Raw genomic sequence first — 21,241 nt, forward strand, 5'->3', positions numbered from 1 at the left:
GTAACTTCTTCCCCCAACTACCTGAACAAACCTGAAGGACAAACCATTTCATGAGCACCACCCCGACAGGCGTACAAGAGATCAAGGTGGCCCACAGCCCCGACTCCGACGACGCATTCATGTTTTACGGCCTTGCAACGAACAAGGTCCGCGTCCCCGGCTACAAGTTCACCCACGTTCTTACGGACATTGAAACGCTGAACCAGCGCGCCATTCACGATCCGTACTACGACGTGACAGCCATCAGCTTCCACGCCTATCCCTACCTACAGGACGAGTACGCCCTGATGGCATGCGGCGGCTCTGTGGGCGAAGGCTACGGCCCCATGATCGTGGCTCCGCGCAAGTACACCACGGACGAAGTAAAGAAGCTGAAGATTGCCGTTCCGGGCGAACTGACGACGGCATTCCTGACGCTGCGTCTCTTCCATCCGGAAGTGGCGTACGAAGTGGTGCCGTTCGACCAGATCATTCCGCGGGTGGTTGCGGGCGAGTTCGAAGCTGGCCTGATCATCCACGAAGGACAGCTCACCTACGGCGACAACGGCCTGCACAAGGTGCTGGACATGGGTCAGTGGTGGCGTGAACAGACCGACGGTCTGCCATTGCCGCTGGGTGGCAATGCCATCCGCCGCTCGCTGGGTGCTGAGTCCATGCACATTGCCACGCAGGCGCTGCGCGACTCCATTCAGCATGCGCTGGATCACCGTCCGCAGGCGCTGGAATACGCGATGCAGTTTGCGCGTGACCTGGACCCGAATCTGGCGAACAAGTTCGTGGGCATGTACGTGAACGAGCGCACCCTGAACTACGGCGACGATGGCCGTGAAGCCATCAAGAAGCTGCTGGACATGGGCTATGAGCGCGGCGTGATTCCACACAAGGCGAAGGTCGATTTCATCGACTAATTGCGGCTCACTACAAACACGAAGGGCATGGCGCAAGCCATGCCCTTCTTCCTTAGCACCGTTTGCAGGTGCAGTTTTCGCAATGATGATCCGCACATGCTCCGCAGGAACGGATGAGAGCCTTACGCAACGCCGCACGTGCGCGATGCGCACGCACTGCGGCGTTATTACTGGTCAAATCTCTCTTCTGCGCATAAGCAGCAAGCGGTTCATCCGCCAGGTCCACCTCACGCAATAGCTCCGCGTAATCTGGTGGCAACGAATCCACGGCAGATTGCAGGCAGAGACACGCCTCATCGCGTAGGTCGACGGGCGGCGTAGCAGCGTCTTCCATCTCGCGTGCCAGAACGGCGAGGCCTTCGTTCTCCACGCTATGCCTGCGATAGGAATCGATCACCGCATTGCGCAGAACACGATAAAACCAGCCCACAATGGACTCGTGCTCCTGCACATTGCCTTCGTGTTCCAACGCGCGGGTGTAGGCCGCCTGGAGAATGTCTTCTGCCTTATTACGGTCATGAACGCGGCGCTCCAGAAAAGCAAGAAACTGCTCGCGGTGTTCTAGAAGCGTATCGAGTTTTGTCGTGACGGGCATGGCGGCTACAGAATGAGATGTTCCGTAGCCGCCAGTGGAATTAACCATTCTGCTTGCATCCACAAACAACGCAGATGCAGACTTCGCCACACTGACAGGAATCGCACTTCATTGGTTGTTCTCCTTTGGAGCCGGCGTATTGGGCTCACAAGGAAACACGCAGCGGATGGGCGAACATTACACCCATCGCCAAAGATTTTTAGCCGCGATGCCGAAGCGCTGTTGCGACAGCGGAAGCGAGCGATATCACGGTGGATTCTCTTGCCTCGACCGTAGGCATGCGGCCTTGCTCTTTTAAAGATGCCGTAGTGATGGGACCAATGGAGGCCAGCACCATCTCCTTTGGGAGAGACAGACCAGCCTCGTCCAACAGCGCGAACAGGTTCTGAACCGACGATGAACTGGTGAAGGTGATGGCGTCCACGGTGGGCAGCTCACGCTTCAGACGCTCCACCGATTCTGTGGGAATGATCGTGCGATAGGCAGGCGCTAATGTCACCTCAGCACCAGCTTCTTCCAGCATTTCAATCAGGACATCTCTTCCCTGCTCTGCGCGTACCAGCAGCATGGATGCGCCACGCGCGTGTGGCAATAGCGACTTCGCCAAGGACTCCGCAATGGCCGTCTGCGCTTGCAGGCGAACTGGGAAACCGGCGTCGCGCAGGGCCTTGCTCGTAGCCGAGCCAATGCTGGCAATGCCGCAGGTCAGCGGCACAGCCTCATCTTCCAGCCGATCCGCGAACACCGCAACAGCATTGGCGGACGTAAACAAAATCCAGCCGAACTCATCCAACCGAGTCAGCACACGGTCCAGCGTGGCGTACTCATCGCTGGGCGGTGCGAGCGCGATGGTGGGCACGGACGCCACACGCAGGCCATGAGCCGCCAGAGCGTCGCCCAGAGCCGACGCCTGGTGCGGGGCACGTGTAACCAGGACGCGAGGAGCCAAGTGCTAATCGGCCTCCACCCCGGCAAAATCCTCCGCCAGCAACTCACGCGCGCCCTGATCGACCAGCGCCTGCGCGCCACGCGAACCGAAGCTCTGCGCGGATTCGCCTTCTTCAGCAAAGAGCGTCGCGGTGACCACGCACTCGCCATCCGGTGCTGCCACCACTGCATGGAGCTTTGCGCGGCCCTGCTCCTGAATGCAGAGTGCGCCAACAGGCAGCGAGCATCCTCCGCCAAGAGCATGCAGCAGCCAGCGTTCGCTCTCTACGGCATAACGAGTCGTTGCGTCGTCAAGCACTTGAATAGCGGCAATCGTCTTTGCATCACCTGCGCGTGTTTCAATTGCAAGCGCGCCCTGCCCCGGCGAGGGGCATAGCATCTCCGGATCAAAGCGCTGACGAATCCAGTCTGCCTGCCCCGGAAGCTCCTCGCCGTGGTCGTGATCGGCAAGATGATCGTGGTCCGGGTGCGTGATGCATTCGATGTGTGGTGGTCGGCCAAACTCCGGATGTTGTGGATCAAGCTCCACCGGCTTCAACAGCTTCGTTCCTAACCGATCAATCCCCGCGGCAGCCAGCACCAACGCGTCACAATCGCCGCGGCCAAGCTTGCGGATGCGCGTGTCGATGTTGCCGCGGATGGCCACAAACTGAAACTCCGGATTGAGCGCGCGTAGCTGCGCAGTGCGCCGTGGCGATGTAGTGCCAATACGCGCATTTGCGGGCAGCGTGTGAATCTGAAGCCAATCCGGCACCAGCAGAACATCGCGTGGGTCGGCGCGTTCCGGGATAGCCGCCAGAGTGAACTGCGCATCTAGTTCTGTCGGAAGATCTTTCAGTGAATGCACGGCAAGATCAATCGTTCCAGCCGCGAGCGCCTCTTCAATTTCCTTGATGAAGATGCCTTTGCCATCCACATTGGATGGTGTTTTGCCATCGGGGCCCAGCATCTTCGCAGCAAAGGCCGGGTCCTGCATACGGTCACCCGTCGTGCGGATGATAAAAATCTCAGTCGTATGTCCCAGCGCGCGCAGATGTGACGCGATGTGATTACTTTGCCATAACGCGAGCCGCGAGCCGCGGGAACCAATTCGCAGGTGCATGGAGTGATCATACTGCGGCCCGGAACGCCTGCCCACCCTCCCACGGCGGCAATCCCTACCGGCAACCGTTGCATCACAAGCAAACAAGCTGCGCGGTTTGTCGATGAGGGCAAAACACGCGGTTGGAGGAAAGTTCGTGGTTACAGAACAAAACACACCCAACTCCCCCACAAAGCGGTATGGGGTGTGGCGGTGGGTCGCAATTGGAGCACTGATTGTCCTCGCTGTCTTGATCGTCATTGGCAACGTGATGGTGCATCGTGCCGGCCCCATCTTGAAGGGTCGCGTCATCGACACGTTGAGCGCACGTTTCAATAGCCGCGTGGAGCTGGATACGCTGGATGTTTCGCTGATCAAAGGGCTGGAAGTTTCAGGCACAGGACTACGGATCTATGCGCCAGATGACGTCGTTGCTGCTGGCGCGACCGAGCCTCTGATCGCCATGGAACACTTCCGGTTCCATGCTCCGCTGATGGGTTTGTTTGTGAAGCCAACACACGTTGGCACCGTCTATGTGAGCGGTATGCAGATTTATATTCCGCCGAAAGAAGCCCGCGCCGCTGCACCGCCAGGTCCGAAGAAGAAAAAGGGCAAAATCGAAATTCTCGTCGACCAGATTGAGGTGGAAAATTCTCATCTGATCATTGGCACCTTCAAACCGGATAAGGATCCCAAGCACTTTGAATTGCAGCACATCCGGATGCGCGATGTTGGCCCGGAGCGCCCCTGGAAATATGACGCGGTGCTCGTAAACGCCATTCCCAAAGGAGACATTCACGCCACAGGCGACTTTGGCCCCTGGAACAATGAAGAGCCCGGTGATTCGCTGGTGAATGGCAACTACACCTTCGACCACGCCGATCTGGGAACGATCAAAGGCATCGGTGGGATGCTCTCTTCCACGGGCAAATTTGAGGGTCAGCTTGATCGCATTGTTGCGGATGGAACCACGCATACGCCGGATTTCACGCTGGATACAGCAAACTATCCCATGCCGTTGGAGACCACATTTCACGCCATCATTGATGGCACGAGTGGCGACACCTATCTGCAGCCTGTTCAGGCCAAACTGGGCGATTCAGAGTTCACCTGCTCCGGCGCCGTGATCAACGTAAAAGGCAAAGGCCACATCACCGATCTGGATGTAAACATCCCCAACGGCCGTCTACGCGACTTCCTGATGCTGGCGGTCAAGACAAAGCCCGCCATCATGCAAAGCAACATCGGCATGAAGATGCACCTGCGGATCCCCTACGGCAAAGAAAGTGTGACGAAGAAGCTGGAGATGAACGGCGCATTCACGTTGCGCAATATCCACTTCACGAACCCGAAAGTGCAGGACAAGGTGGACATGCTGAGCCTGCGTGCACAGGGTTCACCGAAAGAAGCTAAGCCCGGAGCACCTGACGTGTCTTCCAACATGCGGGGCAAGCTTGTAAGCCACAATGGCCAGCTGAATTTCTCCACGCTGCACTACACGCTTCCGGGCGGCGAAGTGAACCTGGAAGGCGTGTACAGCATGGATGGCAAGCGCTTTGATTTCTTCGGCAAGGTACGTACGGAAGCCAAGGTGTCAGAGATGATTGCGTCAAAGTGGAAGAGCCTTCTACTGAAGCCTGTTGATCCGTTCTTCCATCACAACGGTGCGGGCGCAGAGATTCCGGTGAAGATCACAGGCACTGAGGATGAACCGCACTTCGGTCTGGATCTGCATCACAAATCACCGGAAGAACAAAAGAAACACAAAGACGAATCCGCGAGAGACAGCGGAGTGGTGATGTAATCTTCAACCGCATTCCATACGACAACAAGAGCGGCCCGATTGGCCGCTCTTGTTGTTTGATCAGCTGGATCATGAATGCCTTATTGGCGATGACGCGATTTGCCGTTTCGTGCGGGGTCTTGTGGAGGCTGCTGAATCGAACCTGCCTCGCGGCCCTGCTTGCCGATATTCACTGCCGACGGTCTCACGTTGCCCTCTGTTCCCAGGTGCGCCGCGTGCGAATGCGCGTGACCTTTGTCACTTCCCGGGACTGAGTCTTCCCGACCTGCGTGCGTTTTCGTCTCGTTCGAAAATGCCATTTCAATCCTCCTTTGTGAGCGTCTCCAGCGCTTGCCTGACCTCTTCAGGACGGGTGGCACCCATCCTGAACGGCTCGTCGCCAAAGTCCTGCGCGCCATAATCGTAGTCGGTACCGCCGTAGGTATTCTGTTTTCCTGGTGGTGGAGCGGTGCGTTGTTCCTGGTTCAGATTCCATCCCAGGGCATGCGCTTTCTCGGCTGCGGGCCCCCGCGCGTGTTCGCCAAAGCCCCTTGGTTCACTTTGCTGCGAAGCATTCATCTCATCACCTCACAAGCATGTGTGATGGACGATGAAGCGGTGGGGTAGCCCTGGAGGAAGCGCAAAACGCGCCAGTAAAGAAAACTTAGCGATCGCGCGAGAACATGCGTCGGATAATGTCCACCGCAATGGCGTCACCGTCATTTGCGCTCTTGCGGAGGCCGGTCATGGGCGCATGCAGGAATTTGTTCATCATGGCGCGTGTCATGGCCTCCACGGCTTCCTGCTGCTCATGCGTCAACGCTGCAAGCTTTGCGCGTGCGCGATCCAACTCGGCAAGGCGCAACTGCTCTGCATGTTGTTGCAATGCAAGGATGCTTGGCACTGCATCAAGCGTCTGCAGCCGCTGCTGATACCGGCTGACTTCATCGGAAACGATGCGTTCGGCAGCTGCGGCTTCTTCGGATCGCGCCGTCAGATTTTCCGCAGCCACCTGCTGCAGGTCGTCCACGGAATACACGAAAGCTCCGTCAACCCCGTTTACTTCAGGCTCCACGTCGCGAGGCACTGCAATATCGATAAAGAACACGGGGCGACCACGGCGCTTATGCAGAATCTCCTGCGCATCTCGCACGTTGAACAAATGCTCGTGCGAGCCAGTTCCGGTCACAATAATGTCGGCCTTTGGCGCGTGCTGTTGCAGATCGGCGAAAGGTACGGCCAAGCCATGAAACTGTTCGGCAAGCCGCTGCGCGCGCTCCGGCGTGCGATTCGCTACCAGGATGCCGGTTGCTCCCTGCGCGATGAGATGACGCGCAGCAAGTTCGCTCATCTTTCCTGCGCCGACAAGCAGAACCTGTTTCCCCTTCAAGGAGCCGAAAATCTGCTTGGCAAGGTCCGCAGCAACCGACGCAATGGATACCGACGAAGAACCAATCTCGGTCTCCGTACGCACCTTCTTCGCCACCGTAAAGGCTGATTGCAGCAGGCGCTCCAGCGTCGAAGAGACAGCTCCTACCTCACGCGCAACGGAGTAGCTCTCTTTCACCTGCCCAAGGATCTGCGGCTCGCCTACGACCAGGCTGTCCAGCGACGACGCCACACGGAACAGGTGGCGCACCGCCTCATCTTCGCGAAACTCATACAGATGGGGTGCCAGCGTCGATTGGGGCACCGCAAAGTAATCCGAAAGGAAGGCACGCACATCGCTGGCAGACTCGTGTTCCGTGAGCAATTCCACACGGTTGCAGGTGGAGAGGATCAATCCCTCATGCACGCCCGGATGCTGCACCAGTGAACGAATCGCGTCGGCAAGCTGATCCGGCGCAATGGCGAGGCGCTCGCGTACGTCGATCGGCGCGCTCTTGTGGTTCACCCCCAGCAGGCTCAGGCTCACGGGCGCCCCGCAAACTGGTGCACGCTGCTCACCTGGTCCGCTGACCACACGGCCAGCATGATGAAGAACACAAACGACGACAGCCACACAGCGCGGCGCCCACGCAGACCGCTGGATTTACGAATCGCAATCATCGCCACATAGGCAATCCACATGGCGAAGCTGAGCAGCACCTTCGGATCGCGGAAGTACGATGCGCCATACGTCATCTGCGCCAGTGCTGTGCCGATCAGCAGCCCCGCCGTCATACAGGGCAAACCCACCAGCAGCGACTTCAGCGCGATCTGGTCCGTGGTTTCCAGCGGAGGGAGTTTGCTGAGAATGCCGCGCGGTGAACGCGATTTCAGCCTGCGCTCCTGAATCAGATACAAGACCGATGCCAACACACTGACAAACAGTGCCGCATACGCCGCCAGCAACAGCCCAATGTGCAGCCAGAGCCATGCCGAATTCATCAACGGCACGGTGATGTCGTGTGTTCCCGGCGCAAACGCGGGCAATAATCCCAACAAAAACACGGCAGGCAGCAGCACCACACCGACGGTCAACGTCCGATAGGCCGCGTAGACCAGCAAAAACGCCGCGGCCAGCAGCAGCCCAAGGGCGGCCTGAATCTCACTTGCGTTTACTGGAACCAGGTGGTGAGCCGAGCGCAGCATCTCCGCTACGGAGACGAAATGGAACAGCAACGCCGCCACGGTAGCCGGGATTGCCACCACCCTCCATCGGGGGCGGTCATAAAGCACGGCTGGCAGCACCGCCAGCGAGGCAACGCCATACAGCACAACAGCGACTTTTAGCCAGAAAATCGACAAAGCGAACAGGGCCCTGTGGCCACTATCCAGTATAGCGGGTGCCGTGTTTCGACCCAGTCCTCCACAACCGGCCACGCGATAAAACGGTATCCTGACGGAAGCGATGCCCCCGGAAAAGACCACCGTCGAAGGCGCCAAGCTTTCGCCCATGATGCAGCAGTTTGCCGCCGCCAAAGCGGCGCACCCCGATGCGCTGCTGTTCTTTCGCATGGGCGACTTCTACGAACTTTTCTACGACGACGCCATTGTGGCCTCGCGTGAGCTGGAACTAACGCTCACGGCGCGCGACCGCGAACGCCAGCAACCCATGTGCGGCGTTCCCTATCACGCTGCGGAAGCCTACCTGCAGCGTCTGCTACGCAAGGGCTACCGCATTGCCATCTGCGAGCAGATGGAAGACCCCAAGCTGGCCAAAGGTATCGTCAAGCGCGAAGTCACACGCGTCGTCACACCCGGCACAGCGCTGGACCCCACGGCATCCGCCAGCGAGAACACCTTTCTCGCAGCGCTGACCGTCAGTACCGACCGCAAATCTTCCGGCATCGCCATGCTCGATCTCTCGACTGGCGAGTTCCGCACCACGGAGTTTCGAGGTGCAAACGCGGTCAATCTCGCGCTGGAAGAAGTCGCACGCAATCGTCCGCGAGAAATCCTTTTGCCTGCCGGTCTGCATCTGGGCAGTGGTCAGGCTGACCTGAACGGCGAAGACGATACCGAGGCAGACCTTCTCTCGGGTGTCCGCACACGCACTCCGGTCGAAGATTGGGTCTTCACCAGCGAGTACGCGCTGCCGTTGCTCCAGAGCCATTACCGCGCGCATTCACTGGAAGGCTTCGGGCTTGCGGGTAAAACATCCGCCGCCATTGCGGCTGGTGCGTTGCTGCATTACCTGCGCGCAACCAAGCACGAAGAGATCGAGCATCTCGACGTACCTCGTTTCTACGAACGCACGACATGCCTTGAGCTGGACGCGGTCAGCGTGCGGAATCTGGAACTCGTCGAACCTCTGTTCAGTGGAGAGAATCAGCAAACCACGCTCTGCTACGCGCTCGATGCCTGCCGCACGCCCATGGGAAAGCGACTGCTGCGTGCGGTCATTCTGCGGCCATCCATTCATGCAGAGGAGATTGAAGCAAGGCACAGCGCCGTCGCGCAGGCGAAGCATGATCTCGCTGCACGCGAGCGTCTGCGTCGCGCTCTGGAAGGCGTGCTTGATCTGGAGCGATTGCTGGCGCGTCTTGCGCTGGATTCTGCAGGCCCGCGCGAGGTTGTTGCACTTGGCCGCACGCTCGCCACACTCCCAGCGATTCACGAGGCACTACAGTATCTGCAGGACGGCCGCTGGTCGACACTGAAGAACAACTTCGATACGCTCATCGACGTTTGCACACGCATCGCGCAAGTGATTGTGGAAGAGCCACCGCTGCGGCTCGGTGAAGGCGATGCGATTCAACCCGGCGTGGATGCGGAACTGGATGAACTACGTGGCCTGTCACGCAGTGGACGCGAAGCCATCGCAGCCATTGAAGAACGCGAGCGTGCACGCACTGGCATTGGCAGCCTGAAGGTTCGTTTTAATAATGTCTTCGGTTACTACCTTGAGATCACCAAGGCGAATCTCGCCAATGTGCCCGCCGATTACGAACGCAAGCAGACGCTGGTGAATGCAGAGCGATTCACCACACCGGAGCTGAAGGATTACGAACGTAAGATACTGACAGCGCAGGAGCGGCTGGGAGAAATAGAGCGTCGTATCTTCGCAGCGTTGCGTCGTGAGGTGCTCGACGCCGCACCACGCATGCGCGACACCGCTCGCCGCCTTGCAGAGATTGACCTTCTGGCAAACTTTGCGCACCTTGCCGCATTGCGTGGATGGACACAACCGGAAGTGATTTCGGACAGCACCGTGCTTGAGTTTGCAGAGGCACGTCACCCTGTCGTTGAACTGCGACTGGAAGAAAACGGCGCAGGCCGCTTCATCCCCAACTCTGGCTATCTCGACAGTGATAACGGGCCATCCCTTGCACTCATCACCGGCCCCAACATGGGCGGTAAATCAACCTATCTGCGCATGGCCGCACTGCTCGTCATCCTGGCTCAAAGCGGTTCCTTCGTTCCTGCTGCGTCCATGAAGCTGGGTCTTGTCGACCGCATCTTCACACGCATTGGCGCAAGCGACAACGTGGCGCGTGGCCGCTCTACCTTCATGGTGGAGATGACAGAGACGGCCGCTATCCTGAACTCTGCAACGAAGCGGAGCCTTGTCCTGCTCGACGAAATGGGGCGCGGCACGGCCACGTATGACGGCCTTTCGCTAGCGTGGGCCACAGTCGAGCATTTGCATGAACGCATCGGCGCACGCACGCTGTTCGCAACGCATTATCACGAGCTCACACTGCTCGAAGAGAAGCTATCGCGGCTCAAGAACCTCCGTGTAGCCTGCCGCGAAACACCACAGGGCATTGTCTTTCTGCATCACGTGGAGAGCGGTGCAGCAGACCGCAGTTACGGCATTGAAGTTGCCAAGCTTGCGGGCCTACCGCGTGAAGTCATTGCACGCGCACGCGCCGTGTTAAAGATGCACGAGAAGGCAGAATCTGCATCCATTGCAGCGGCCGGACAAGCCGCGCAGCCAACAGCACCGCCTATGCAAATGACTATCTTCACGCCGCTTTCACAGCGCGTTGTGGATCGTGTACGGGAGCTCGATGTAGACCGCATGACGCCCATGGAGGCGCTACAACTGCTGGCCGAACTGAAGCGGGAGATTGCCGAATGAAGACACAGAAAGCGATGATCGTGGCTGGTGTTATGAGCGGCACGTCTGCCGATGGCGTAGATGTTGCACTGGTCCGCATTACACCGACAAAAAATGCCGCAAAGCCACGGCTGAAGCTACTCTCACACACGGCATTCGCTTATCCGAAGAAACTTCGTGAAGCCGTGCTTGCCTCCATGGACGCGCCCGCGATAAGCACTGCTGACTTCGCACGCCTGCACTGGCGACTCGGCGAATTCTATGGCGACTGCATCACGCAGGCACAAGAGCAGAGCGGCATCCGTGCCAAACTTGCCGGTGTACATGGACAAACGATCTACCACCAGGGCACTCCAACAATGTTCTTAGGCCAACCGATGCGCTGCACGTTGCAGATTGGTGAAGCAAGCGAAGTATCCGCGCGCACAAAACTTCCAGTAGTGAGCGACTTCCGCCCTGCGGATATGGTCGCCGGAGGACAAGCCGCACCGCTAGTACCCATGTTTGATCGTGTCTTCTTTGCGCATGCCAAGCGCAATCGTGTTTTGCAAAACCTTGGCGGCATTGCCAACATGACAGCGATCCCTGCAGGCACAGACAAACTGCTCGCCTTCGACAGCGGCCCTGCATCCATGGTGATCGACGCCTGCATACAGCAGCTCTTCGGTAAAAGCTACGACCGCAATGGTGCGACAGCAAAGCGCGGTAACGTCATCCATGAAGTGCTTGCTGATGCATTGAAGCTCCCCTACTTCCATCTACCAGCACCGAAGAGTTGTGGACGAGAAGAGTTTGGCAAAGTATATGTAGAGCGTTTTATCGCTGCCTGTCGTCAGCAGAATTCGAAGGATGAAGACATCATCGCCACCGCAACGGCACTCACAGCGGAAAGCATCCTCGCAGCGTATCGCGCCATCGTATGGCCCTTCCTTGGGCAAAACGCACCGTTGGCACAGACCACGGATTACATCGTTGCAGGCGGCGGTGCAAAGAATGCAACGCTGATGAAAATGTTGCGCGATGGCCTTGAACCTCTCGGTATCACGGTCAGCATCGCAGATGACTTCGGCGTGCCATCACAGGCAAAAGAAGCCATGGCCTTCGCGCTATTGGCGTGGTTGCGCTGGCATGAGCTTCCCGGCAATGTCCCCTCCGCAACAGGCGCATCGCGTCCCGCAATTCTCGGCAGGATCACTCTGCCATGAAGAAGCTTTTCACCACGGCAACTCTCGCATTAGTACTTCTGCCGCTCATGGCATGTCATGAAAAAGCTGACCGCGACACAGTTGTCATTGACATTGAAAGCTCGCCCACCAACCTCGATATCCGCATCGGTTCCGACGCACAGGCGGAACACATCGGCGCACTGCTCTTCGACTCCATTGTGCGCAAGGACGAGCACTACAATCTGCAACCCGCGATTGCTACCGCATGGGAGTGGCGCGATCCGCTAACACTTGTGCTCCACATTCGCGATGGCGTTCACTTCCACGACGGCAAACTGCTCGACGCTAATGATGTCGCATGGTCCATCGACTCCATGCACAACGGCGCAATCACCACGGCCAAAAGCGGCAACTTCGCCAGTGTCGATCACGCAGAAGTTACTGACGCTCACACCTGCATCGTTCATCTGAAGAAGCCTGACGCCAGCCTGCTCTTCAACATGAGCGATGAGCTCAGCGCCGTCGTGGAAAAGGACGCAGGACAAAACATGGGCGATCATCCCATTGGCACCGGCCCATTCCGTTTTGTTAGCGAAGAGCAGGACAAGGAAGTTGTTCTCGAACGCAATCCAAACTACTGGGATGGCGCTCCCACCATCCCGCGTGTGCGTTTCGAGATTGTTCCCGACGCGATCACACGCGCGCTCGAATTGCAGAAAGGATCCGCCGACGCGGCTTCCAACGCGCTCACGGGCGACATGGTTGCCGTGATGCAGAAAGATCCTCGCCTCGTTGTGGAAGCAAAGCCCGGCTCCATCGTCCTCTACATCACGTTCAACGCAACGGACCCGCAGTTACGCGATCCGCGCGTGCGGCAGGCATTCGCCTATGCAGTCGATCGACCTGCAATCATCCAGGCGCTCTATCACGGACAGGCGGAGTTGCAGGACACACTACTACCCAACCGCCACTGGGCAGCACCAAATGCAAACGATTCCCTCACCCGCTATGTGCACAACGTTGCAAAAGCGAAACAGCTTTTGGAAGAAGCGGGCTATCACCCGGACAAGAACGGTACACGCATCCATCTAACGCTGAAGAGCTCCACAGACGACACCATGCGCCTCCTGGCTGCCGTGGTACAGCAACAGGTACGCGATGCAGGGATTGACTTATCGCTGCGTCAGAATGAATTTGGCACGTTCTACTCCGATGTCACCAAAGGTGCATTCCAGATGTACGTGTTGCGCTGGGTAGGTTCCAACGAAGATCCTGACATCTTCCGATACGCCTACAGCTCCGCAATGATGCCGCCCAGAGGTTCCAACCGCGGTCACTACAGCAACCCGCGTGTGGATGCCTTAATTGCGCAGGGCGCAGCGGAAACTGACAACACAAAACGCCGTGGTATTTACCTTGAGCTGCAGCGCATTCTGTCGGAGGATGAACCGACACTGGTGCTGTGGTCCCCCGATAACATCGTGGTTCACACCAAACGTTTGCGCGGTGTCGTTCCTGCATCGGCGGGCAGCTTCGGCTGGCTTCGGACAGCCACGCTGAACTAGCCCGTCCGTTTGACTCAATCGCAAGTGTTTCGTACACTTAGAAAGTCAGTTGAGACGCGCAAGCGACTCGCTCACATAGCCATACGGAAGCTCTTCCGTATCTGTGTTGCCCTCTCGTTCAATGGTAGGACCGACGACTCTGACTCGTCTAATCGGGGTTCGAATCCCTGGGGGGCAACCAATAACTTTGCCGCCGGCCCGCGATAATCGCGGGTTTCGTGTTTCTGAGACATTTCCGATGGAGTCAGACTAAGGTACCCGCAGGTGTGGCACCTGAGCAGGTGTGCAATTTGCGAGATTTTGGCCGCCGCCCTGTAGAAGACCTAATGAGAAGGGCGCAGCATTTTGAATGCTGCGCCCCCTACTTTATAAATTTGTTTCTTGTTTAGTTCATGACAAAGGCAAACAGCTTATCGCCTGCGCCAATCAGTACATATTGATGGCCGTCCAGCATATAGGTGATCGCGCCATTCGATAGGCCCGTACCCAGTTGCACATGCCATAGTGATTTACCTGTGGTGGCATCCATCGCAATAAAGTTATTGTTCGGATCACCCGTGAACAGTAGGTTGCCCGCTGTGCTCAGCAAGCCGCCTTTACTTCCCGGAGTTTCCCAGGTGTGACTCCACTTGATCTTGCCCGTGCGGTAGTCCAATGCTTCAAGAATCGCCTCTGACCAATGTCCATTCTGTTGACCGCCCCAGCCTTCAGGTCTGTTGGTGTCGTCATAGATGTAAAACATCGAATACGAGTGCGTTGCGTTTACATAGAACAATCCCGTTGCAGGGCTGAACGATGGTGGCTCCCAGTTCACGCCGCCCGAAGCGTCCGGTGCCACAAGAACACCGGGAATCTGCGGCTCTTTTGCCGTGTCAGGAATCGGTTGTCCCTTTGCATCGAGTCCCTTCACCCAGTTCGTCTTCACAAACTCTGTGCTCACGAAGTTCTTGCCGGTTTCGCGGTCCAATACGAAGAATCGCCCGTTTCGACTCGCCTGTGCCAGCAGTTTGTGATGCTTGCCATCCATCATGCCATCGAACAAAACAGGCGTTTGAATTGCATCCCAATCGTGCGTGTCGTGTGGTGAAGGTTGAAAGTACCAGGCCATCTTGCCTGTATCGGCATGCAGAGCCACTATCGATTCCGTGAAAAGATTGGCACCCGCGCGTGAACTTGCGTTCAACACCGGTTGCGGATTCCCCGTGCCAATGTAGAGAAGATTCAACTCCGGGTCATATGTTGGAGGAATCCATGTCATACCACCGCCATGCGCCATTGCGTCTGCATTTGGCCATGTCTCTGATCCCGGCTCGCCCGGTTTCGGCACCACAGACCAGTGCCACTGCAGCTCGCCCGTCTCAGGATCGCGCGCTTCCAGATATCCAGGCCGATCCAGATCGTCACCGCTCACGCCAATGATCACATGGTTCTTCACCACCACGGGAGCGACCGACGCATAGTACATCTGATCAAGATCACAGATCGACTGGCTCCACCGCTTCGTGCCATCGGCAATATTCAGCGCAACCAGGTTGCAATCCGGGGTTTCAAGATAAAGCGTGTTGCCGGAGACTGCAGCGCCACGATTACCAAGGTGGATGCCTCCCTTGGTTGTCCACATGAAGTGCCACAATTCCTTGGAGGTGCGTGCATCCAGCGCCCAGGCGTGGTCGGCCGTGGTGATGTAGATCACTCCATTCAGCACAATGGGAGTACCGGCAAGTCGCCGGACCATACCTTCGCCAAGGTTCGGCATCTGATACAGCCATGCAAGGCTCAACGACTTCACATTTTTATCGTTGATCTGCGTCAGCGGGCTGAAGCGGCGACCGGAATAATCTCCGTTGTACGTGGGCCATGAATCTGGTGCTGGATGAACGATCGATGCCGGATCAAGTCCAGCCCCCACCTTCGCTTCCTGCGCGGTGGTATGGAGAGAGGTCAAAGCAAACAGGGTAAGCAAGAGCGTCTTAAAAAACTTCATTGCAAAGTCTCCAGGTACGACACCACGTCATGAATATCCTTGTCGGTGTAGACATCGAGAAGCGCCACATGCGCGGCGTACGGATCATTCTTCTCTACCTTGAGATCTGGACTGCGAGTGAAGCTGTAATACTGCCCTGCGGCGTCGCGCAACGAGACGTTGTAGTCGTCAATGTTTGTTGGCACGCCGGTCACCTTCGACCCCGTGTGAGTTGTCACGGTAACGGTCGGCACCTTGATCTGCCGCGAAACCGATCCCTGTTTGGTGATCGCTCGATTGTCCGGGAACACCACCTTTTGTTGCAGCGCAAACGGCGCATACTTTGAAGCAATGTGTGCCAGGTCACCCGTAACGGAATGGCACTTCGCGCAGCCCCCAGCGCCTTCAAAGTAGGCCTTACCTGCCTTCGGATCGCCTACAAGAATATTCAACGCGTGATTGTAGGGTCCTGTGCGCAACGTATCGCCAATCTGCTGATGCAGATAGTGAGATAAGTTAACGACTTCTTCCTTGGTCAACTGCACCGGCTTCACCTTTGGGTGTCCTTGGTCAAGAAACGGCCCAATGGTGCTGCCGTAGCGGTCGTGCAACACCAGAACCGAACGCACCAAATCCGGTCCGCGTTCGCTGCCGCGCGCATTGGTTCCGTGGCAGGTAATGCATTGCGCAATATAAACCTTCTTACCCAGCGCCGCGAGGTCTTCATCCACAACCTGCTTATCGTCAGATCCAGCCTGATCGATCAAGCTGCGCCTACGTGGTGGTTTGGCTTGCCCCGCCGGTATTGGCCTCGTGATGCCGGTAACGACTTCGCCCGGACCTTCAGGAAACGTCGAAGAGAGATAGGTAACAATCTGATCGAACTCGTCATCATTGATCTTTGCGCCACGCGCGATCATGTTCGATACGGTTGTGCCCCATGCCTCTTTGCTCATCCTTCGGCCGGTGAACATCTGAACCGCATGGCAGCTTGAGCAGACGCGTTGCACCGTATCGCGATGCGCCCCATTCGGCAACGGCGAGTTTGCGGCCTGGCCCTTCGCCGCCATCGGCAGCAGGCCTGATGCCAGCAGAATTGCAAGACGGATTGATTGCCTGACCGCAGTCAAGCAACCAAACTGGCCCAATGCATGTGTTGTACGTGACGACATACGACCCCAACTGTAGAACATAAATAGAGTGATGAAATCAGTGGTTCACTTGCCCTTTGCGGGCATATCTCCAGAAAGAATAAGGCCAAAACGTCGACGCATATCTTTCAGGTAATCTGCATCGCCTGAGGCGAGTTCAAGTGTTGCCGTCCCCTGATAGCCAACATCCTGCAGCGCAGAGTAAATCGCCGTCCAGTCGATATCGCCGTCTCCTGGAGATACCCAGCGAGCCACGTTACCGCCTGCGGCCTTATCGTGGTGGAACGTAAAGTCCTTAATGTGCAGCTTGGCAATGCGTTTGCCCAGCGTGCGAATCCAATCCTGCGGATAGCCGTAGAGTACGACATTACCTACATCAAAATAGGCGCGCACATGCGGCGAATTGAACTCGTCCACATAATGAGCAAACTCAAGTGGACTCAGCAGGAACTTGTTCCACACCTCTTCTACCGCAATCGTCACGTTCAACTGTTCTGCCAACGGAATCAGCTTGCGCAGTGCGATCTGTGAACGCGTGTATGCGTCCTTGTATGAAGTCTGTGGATTCACCACACCCGGTACAAGCAGCACCGTTGTTGCGCCCCAAAGATGCGCGTTACGAAGCGAAGTGCGCGCCCCTTCAAGACTCTTCTCCACCACGGCCGGATCAGCAGAAGAGAAGGGATACTTCCAGTGATCCATATTCATCACAGAATGAATCGGCAAGCCGACCTTCTCTGAGGCATCCTTCATCGCCTGCGCATCCGCATCATTCGACGTGGGGCATTCGATCTGCTCGAAGCCACAGTCCTTCGCAAGCTGAAATCGCTGCAGAATCGATAGATTATCGGGCAGCATGTTGTACTCCACTGCCATGTGAATGGGCAGTCGAGTATTCGCCCAGGCGGGCACGGAAGACATCACGGTCATTGCGGCAGCGGTCTGCAGAAAATTTCGGCGAGTCATCATGAGTGGCTACGATATTCGCATCTAGAGGCGGCTCCGGTAAACACAATTCTTTAGATGTCTTGAAAAAATGCCGTCCTGCCGATGTGGCCTTTCTTCCCCTCAAAACGCTTATGAAAGGACGCGTTGCACTATTTCTGGTGCAATTCTCTATTCCAAATATCCATTTATTTAAGAAACTGAAAAAACAAATTGATCTTTATGGCAATCCCGTATTAGATGTTCCTCATCACCGTCACAAACATCTCACCAGGACTTTTGCTTTAGAGAGGCGCCGCATGTTCTTTCTCAATCGTTCTCATAGTTCCCCCTCCTTTTGCTGTTTGGGCAGATGGTCTGCCCTACGCTTTTTACTCTTAGCCATCTTTTTATTTGCATGGGATATATCAGGGAGTGCTCAGGCAGTGAACGCGACGTTGCGCGGCACTGTCATGGACTCCAGCGGTAGCGTGGTGGCGAAAGCCAAAGTAGAGCTTTACGAGCCGTTGACCGGTCAGAAAGTTCGCGAAACCATCTCGGCTGACACAGGTGATTTTGAACTCAACGAATTGAAGCCCGGCACCTACGAGCTTCGTTGCAGTTCATCTGGTTTTAAGCAGTTTGTCGCACAAAACATCATCCTTGATAGCGGCCAGATACGCCGTGTCAATCCGACGCTTGCACTTGGTGAAGCCAGCGAAGAGGTGACTGTCTCAGCAGGCGCAGCAGTCATCAATACCGAATCCTCCACGCTCGGCGGCCTGTTTACAGCAAAGCAGCACGACGAGTCTCCGCAGGTCACGATCTATCCTTCCACCTACGCCATGCTGACGACGCTCTCTGGCGTACAGGGTGGCACGGGTTCTCCTATTGCAAATGGCATGCAGCAGCAGCAGCAGTCGCAGACCTTCGACGGTATTGCAAATGATCTGCAGGGCAATCAAAGCAATAACGCCAATCTCTTCGAGCAGGTTTCGGCTTCGCTGTTCAATGCGCCGGCAGAAAGCGCTGTCCCGGTGCAGATCAACCTCGTAACCAAGCGTGGAACCAACAAATTCCACGGCAGCGCCAGCTACCGTCTCTACGATTCGGTCTTCAATGCGCGCGGCTATTTCAACACCGTAAAGACACCTTATCTTCAACATGAATGGAACCTTGAAGGCGGTGGTTACATCTGGCGCGATCGCACCTTCTTCTATGGTGAGTGGTTCGCTCAGAAAATTCCTTTGGGTTACCAGACGCGTGCAAGCGTTCCGCTTGCTTCGTGGCGCACCGGTGTCTTCTCCACAACGATCATCGATCCGCAGACTGGGCAACCCTTCCCCAATAACACCATTCCCGCGAATCGCATCAGTTCAGTGGCTAAAGCCTTCCAGGATAACTATCTGCCGGCTCCGAACATTGGTTCCTCAAGCAGCCCGGTTAACAACTACGTCTTTAGCTTTCCTTTCAATACCGATCTATATCGCGGTGACTGGCCGATGGCCCGCATCGACCACCAGTTGACGAAGAAGAATTCGTTTTTCGTGCGTTGGCTCATGCGTCAAACTCCTTATGTGTTGAACAACGGTCTGCCTGTTCTGGTGTGGACGCGCAACCGTCGCCACCAGCAGTGGGCCGCTGGTGATACGCATCTGTTTACACCGCAGATGGTGAATGAGTTCCGCTTTGGCTACTCTACCGACTACATGGTGGACGGACAAACGAACGCAGGACAGACGCCGCCCGATGGTGCGCAGATTCTTGCCAAGACTGGCCTGCAGGGATCGAACCCCGGCAACAGCAAGGGCCAGGGATTCCCCAGCATCTCCATCACGGGACTCACCGCGATGACAGATGTTGCGGGTGGCACCAAGGCAAACAACCACATGACAACGTTTGTGGACACCTTCACATGGCAAAAGGGACGTCACGTGATCAAGGCCGGTGGATCGGTTGTTCACTTCAGCAACTATTACGGCTTCGTCAATGACTACGGCACGTTTTCGTTCACTGGTACCTACACTGGATCACCTTACGCTGACTTCCTTCTTGGTCTGCCGCAATCCAGTCAACGCACAAATCCGCTCAGCGGTCGCACGCAAACGCTGAACGAGTTTGGTTTCTTTGCGCAGGACTCGTTCAAGATTTCTCCGAAGCTAAATCTCGACTATGGTGTGCGCTGGGATATCTATGGCACGCCAAACGCAACCGATCACCTGATGTACAACTTCGATCCCGCGACAGGCAACGTCATCGTTGATCCGGGTGGAATCTCGAAGGTGAGCCCGTTCTATCCCAAGACGATTTCGGTACAGTCGGGTGACGTGCGCGCTATTGTCGATAAAACCAACATCGCTCCGCGTGTCGGTGCGGCTTACCAACTTAGCAGCCACTCGGTTGTACGCGGCGGCTATGGCATCTACATCTCGCGCCTGGGATCTTCGGGCGGCTTTAACAACTTCCTTCCCATCAATCCTCAACTTGGATCCACCGGACCGTTTGCGATCAGCGAAGTCTATAACAATGGCGTAAACGGCTGTGTGTTTTCCTTCCCGAATCCCTATCCCACAAACTGCGGGGCAACGCCTCCCAGCCAAAGTGTCTCTGGCTATCCACGTCAGACGGAGCACGGCCATATCCACCAGTTCAGTGCAACCTACGAGATCGAGCTACACCAAACAGGCTTCCGTGTCTCGTACGTTGGTTCCAGAAGCACAGGACAGAACTACTCCGTAAACATCAACAAGCCAGCCCCCAGCACAATCACCTGGACGGCATCGCGTAATCCTTATCCTCAGTTTGTATCCACAACCATGGTGCGCTACAACGGCAATGCCAACTTCAATGGCCTGCAGTTCGACGTACGTCGCCGTGTCGGCTCATTTACCTTCACAGCGAATTACGCTCTGTCCAGCAGCCAGGCAAACTACCTCAATACTGAAAATCCGTATGTCGTCCCTGGGCGTTATGCAAACGATGGACTCACACGTCGCCACTACAGCGCAAGCACGGTCACGTATGCGCTTCCGTTCGGTCACGGCAAGCGGTATCTGAATAGCGCTGGTGGAGTTACCGACCATGTGGTGGGCGGTTGGTCTACCAACGTGATCACATACCTCGCATCGGGCACATGGTTCTCCCCGTCGTACGCGGCGAACTCATCCACCCGCGCGTTGAACGATCCCTCTGGTACGAACACATTGGGCGGCCTGCCGGATCTAGTCGGCGATCCGAACAACGTCCCTGGAGGCAAGTCGAAGACCAACTGGTTCAATACAGCAGCCTTCGCAATTCCGCAGTTGGGTAACTTCGGCAATGCGCTGCCAAACAGCCTGGTGGGTCAGAAGCTGTATCAGACACACCTATCCTTCGTGAAGAGCACAAACATCACTGAGCGCGTGAAGTTCAACTTCGTCACGCAAATCTCTAACCTGTTCAATCACGCGCAGTTCGTAAACCCTGGCGGCAGTATCAATACGGCTGGCGGCAACCAATTCACCAGCCAGATTGGAACCTTTGGCGGATACGAAGTGGCCACACCTCGCAACATTACCTTCCAGGGCGCCTTCGTCTTTTAACCCGGAAGGTGAATTCAGCAGTAGTTTGAAAACTCAACAGGGCCTCGCATTCCATCGCGAGGCCCTTATTATTTATGTGGTTCTGTAG

Annotated in this window: 16 protein-coding genes and 1 tRNA gene; 7 read left to right on the plus strand and 10 right to left on the minus strand. The window is 56.5% G+C overall.

Annotation, left to right across the window (positions count from 1 at the left end; genetic code table 11):
• Window positions 1-50 precede the first annotated feature (50 nt).
• On the plus strand, window positions 51-908 hold the full coding sequence (locus JAO32_RS06750; RefSeq protein WP_334238777.1) for a menaquinone biosynthesis family protein: 858 nt from the start codon (window positions 51-53) through the stop codon (window positions 906-908).
• 52 nt (window positions 909-960) lie between these two features.
• Here the strand turns inward: JAO32_RS06750 and JAO32_RS06755 are convergent, their stop codons facing one another.
• From JAO32_RS06755 to hemC, 3 genes are all read right to left on the minus strand, one after another.
• Complete coding sequence (locus JAO32_RS06755) at window positions 961-1,551, minus strand: sigma-70 family RNA polymerase sigma factor (RefSeq protein ID WP_334238779.1); 591 nt, start codon at window positions 1,549-1,551, stop codon at window positions 961-963.
• 151 nt (window positions 1,552-1,702) lie between these two features.
• Window positions 1,703-2,452 (minus strand): uroporphyrinogen-III synthase, encoded by a 750-nt coding sequence (locus JAO32_RS06760; RefSeq protein ID WP_334238781.1) that lies wholly within the window; start codon window positions 2,450-2,452, stop codon window positions 1,703-1,705.
• 3 nt (window positions 2,453-2,455) lie between these two features.
• Window positions 2,456-3,553 (minus strand): hydroxymethylbilane synthase, encoded by a 1,098-nt coding sequence (gene hemC / locus JAO32_RS06765; RefSeq protein ID WP_334238782.1) that lies wholly within the window; start codon window positions 3,551-3,553, stop codon window positions 2,456-2,458.
• Window positions 3,554-3,689: 136 nt separating this feature from the next.
• Between hemC and JAO32_RS06770 the strand changes: the two genes are divergently transcribed.
• A complete protein-coding gene (locus JAO32_RS06770; RefSeq protein WP_334238785.1) occupies window positions 3,690-5,336 on the plus strand; it encodes a hypothetical protein in 1,647 nt (548 codons plus the stop codon).
• Between the two features lie 80 nt (window positions 5,337-5,416).
• Here the strand turns inward: JAO32_RS06770 and JAO32_RS06775 are convergent, their stop codons facing one another.
• The 4 genes from JAO32_RS06775 to JAO32_RS06790 form a co-directional block, all read right to left on the minus strand.
• Window positions 5,417-5,635 carry a hypothetical protein gene (locus JAO32_RS06775; RefSeq protein ID WP_334238787.1) on the minus strand — a complete coding sequence of 73 codons (219 nt, stop codon included), beginning with the start codon at window positions 5,633-5,635 and terminating at the stop codon, window positions 5,417-5,419.
• A 1-nt stretch (window position 5,636) separates the two neighbouring features.
• Window positions 5,637-5,894, minus strand: a complete 258-nt coding sequence (locus JAO32_RS06780; protein ID WP_334238789.1) for a hypothetical protein — start codon at window positions 5,892-5,894, stop codon at window positions 5,637-5,639.
• A gap of 85 nt (window positions 5,895-5,979) precedes the next feature.
• Window positions 5,980-7,230: a glutamyl-tRNA reductase gene (gene hemA, locus JAO32_RS06785; RefSeq protein ID WP_334238791.1), complete on the minus strand. Its 1,251-nt coding sequence runs from the start codon at window positions 7,228-7,230 to the stop codon at window positions 5,980-5,982.
• Entirely contained in the window at window positions 7,227-8,045 is an 819-nt protein-coding gene (locus tag JAO32_RS06790; protein ID WP_334238794.1) for a cytochrome C assembly family protein, read from the minus strand. Before JAO32_RS06790 ends, hemA begins: the two co-directional genes overlap by 4 nt.
• Window positions 8,046-8,148: 103 nt before the next feature.
• On the opposite strand from JAO32_RS06790, the gene mutS reads away from it, so the two are divergent.
• The 4 genes from mutS to JAO32_RS06810 all read left to right on the plus strand — a co-directional run bounded on the left by mutS (window position 8,149) and on the right by JAO32_RS06810 (window position 13,715).
• Window positions 8,149-10,824 (plus strand): DNA mismatch repair protein MutS, encoded by a 2,676-nt coding sequence (gene mutS / locus JAO32_RS06795; RefSeq protein WP_334238795.1) that lies wholly within the window; start codon window positions 8,149-8,151, stop codon window positions 10,822-10,824.
• Window positions 10,821-12,008 (plus strand): anhydro-N-acetylmuramic acid kinase, encoded by a 1,188-nt coding sequence (locus JAO32_RS06800; protein WP_334238797.1) that lies wholly within the window; start codon window positions 10,821-10,823, stop codon window positions 12,006-12,008. Before mutS ends, JAO32_RS06800 begins: the two co-directional genes overlap by 4 nt.
• Complete coding sequence (locus tag JAO32_RS06805; RefSeq protein WP_334238798.1) at window positions 12,005-13,534, plus strand: ABC transporter substrate-binding protein; 1,530 nt, start codon at window positions 12,005-12,007, stop codon at window positions 13,532-13,534. Before JAO32_RS06800 ends, JAO32_RS06805 begins: the two co-directional genes overlap by 4 nt.
• A 107-nt stretch (window positions 13,535-13,641) precedes the next feature.
• Window positions 13,642-13,715 (plus strand) — tRNA-Gln (locus JAO32_RS06810).
• A gap of 204 nt (window positions 13,716-13,919) precedes the next feature.
• On the opposite strand, the gene JAO32_RS06815 is transcribed toward JAO32_RS06810, so the two are convergent.
• From JAO32_RS06815 to JAO32_RS06825, 3 genes are read right to left on the minus strand one after another with little or no spacing between them, the layout of a single operon-like run.
• Window positions 13,920-15,518, minus strand: coding sequence for an acido-empty-quinoprotein group A (locus JAO32_RS06815; protein WP_334238800.1), 1,599 nt, complete (start codon window positions 15,516-15,518; stop codon window positions 13,920-13,922).
• The gene (locus tag JAO32_RS06820) at window positions 15,515-16,669 is read right to left on the minus strand and encodes a c-type cytochrome (protein ID WP_334238802.1); all 1,155 of its coding nucleotides are present in this window, start codon (window positions 16,667-16,669) and stop codon (window positions 15,515-15,517) included. Before JAO32_RS06820 ends, JAO32_RS06815 begins: the two co-directional genes overlap by 4 nt.
• A 45-nt stretch (window positions 16,670-16,714) precedes the next feature.
• The gene (locus tag JAO32_RS06825; RefSeq protein WP_334238804.1) at window positions 16,715-17,617 is read right to left on the minus strand and encodes a sugar phosphate isomerase/epimerase family protein; all 903 of its coding nucleotides are present in this window, start codon (window positions 17,615-17,617) and stop codon (window positions 16,715-16,717) included.
• A 401-nt stretch (window positions 17,618-18,018) separates the two neighbouring features.
• Here JAO32_RS06825 and JAO32_RS06830 point away from each other — a divergent pair, with 401 nt between their 5' ends.
• Window positions 18,019-21,153: a carboxypeptidase-like regulatory domain-containing protein gene (locus JAO32_RS06830; protein WP_334238805.1), complete on the plus strand. Its 3,135-nt coding sequence runs from the start codon at window positions 18,019-18,021 to the stop codon at window positions 21,151-21,153.
• Window positions 21,154-21,241 lie beyond the last annotated feature (88 nt).

Origin of the sequence: Terriglobus sp. ADX1, assembly GCF_036877645.1 — a bacterium.
Taxonomy (GTDB): Bacteria; Acidobacteriota; Terriglobia; order Terriglobales; family Acidobacteriaceae; genus Terriglobus.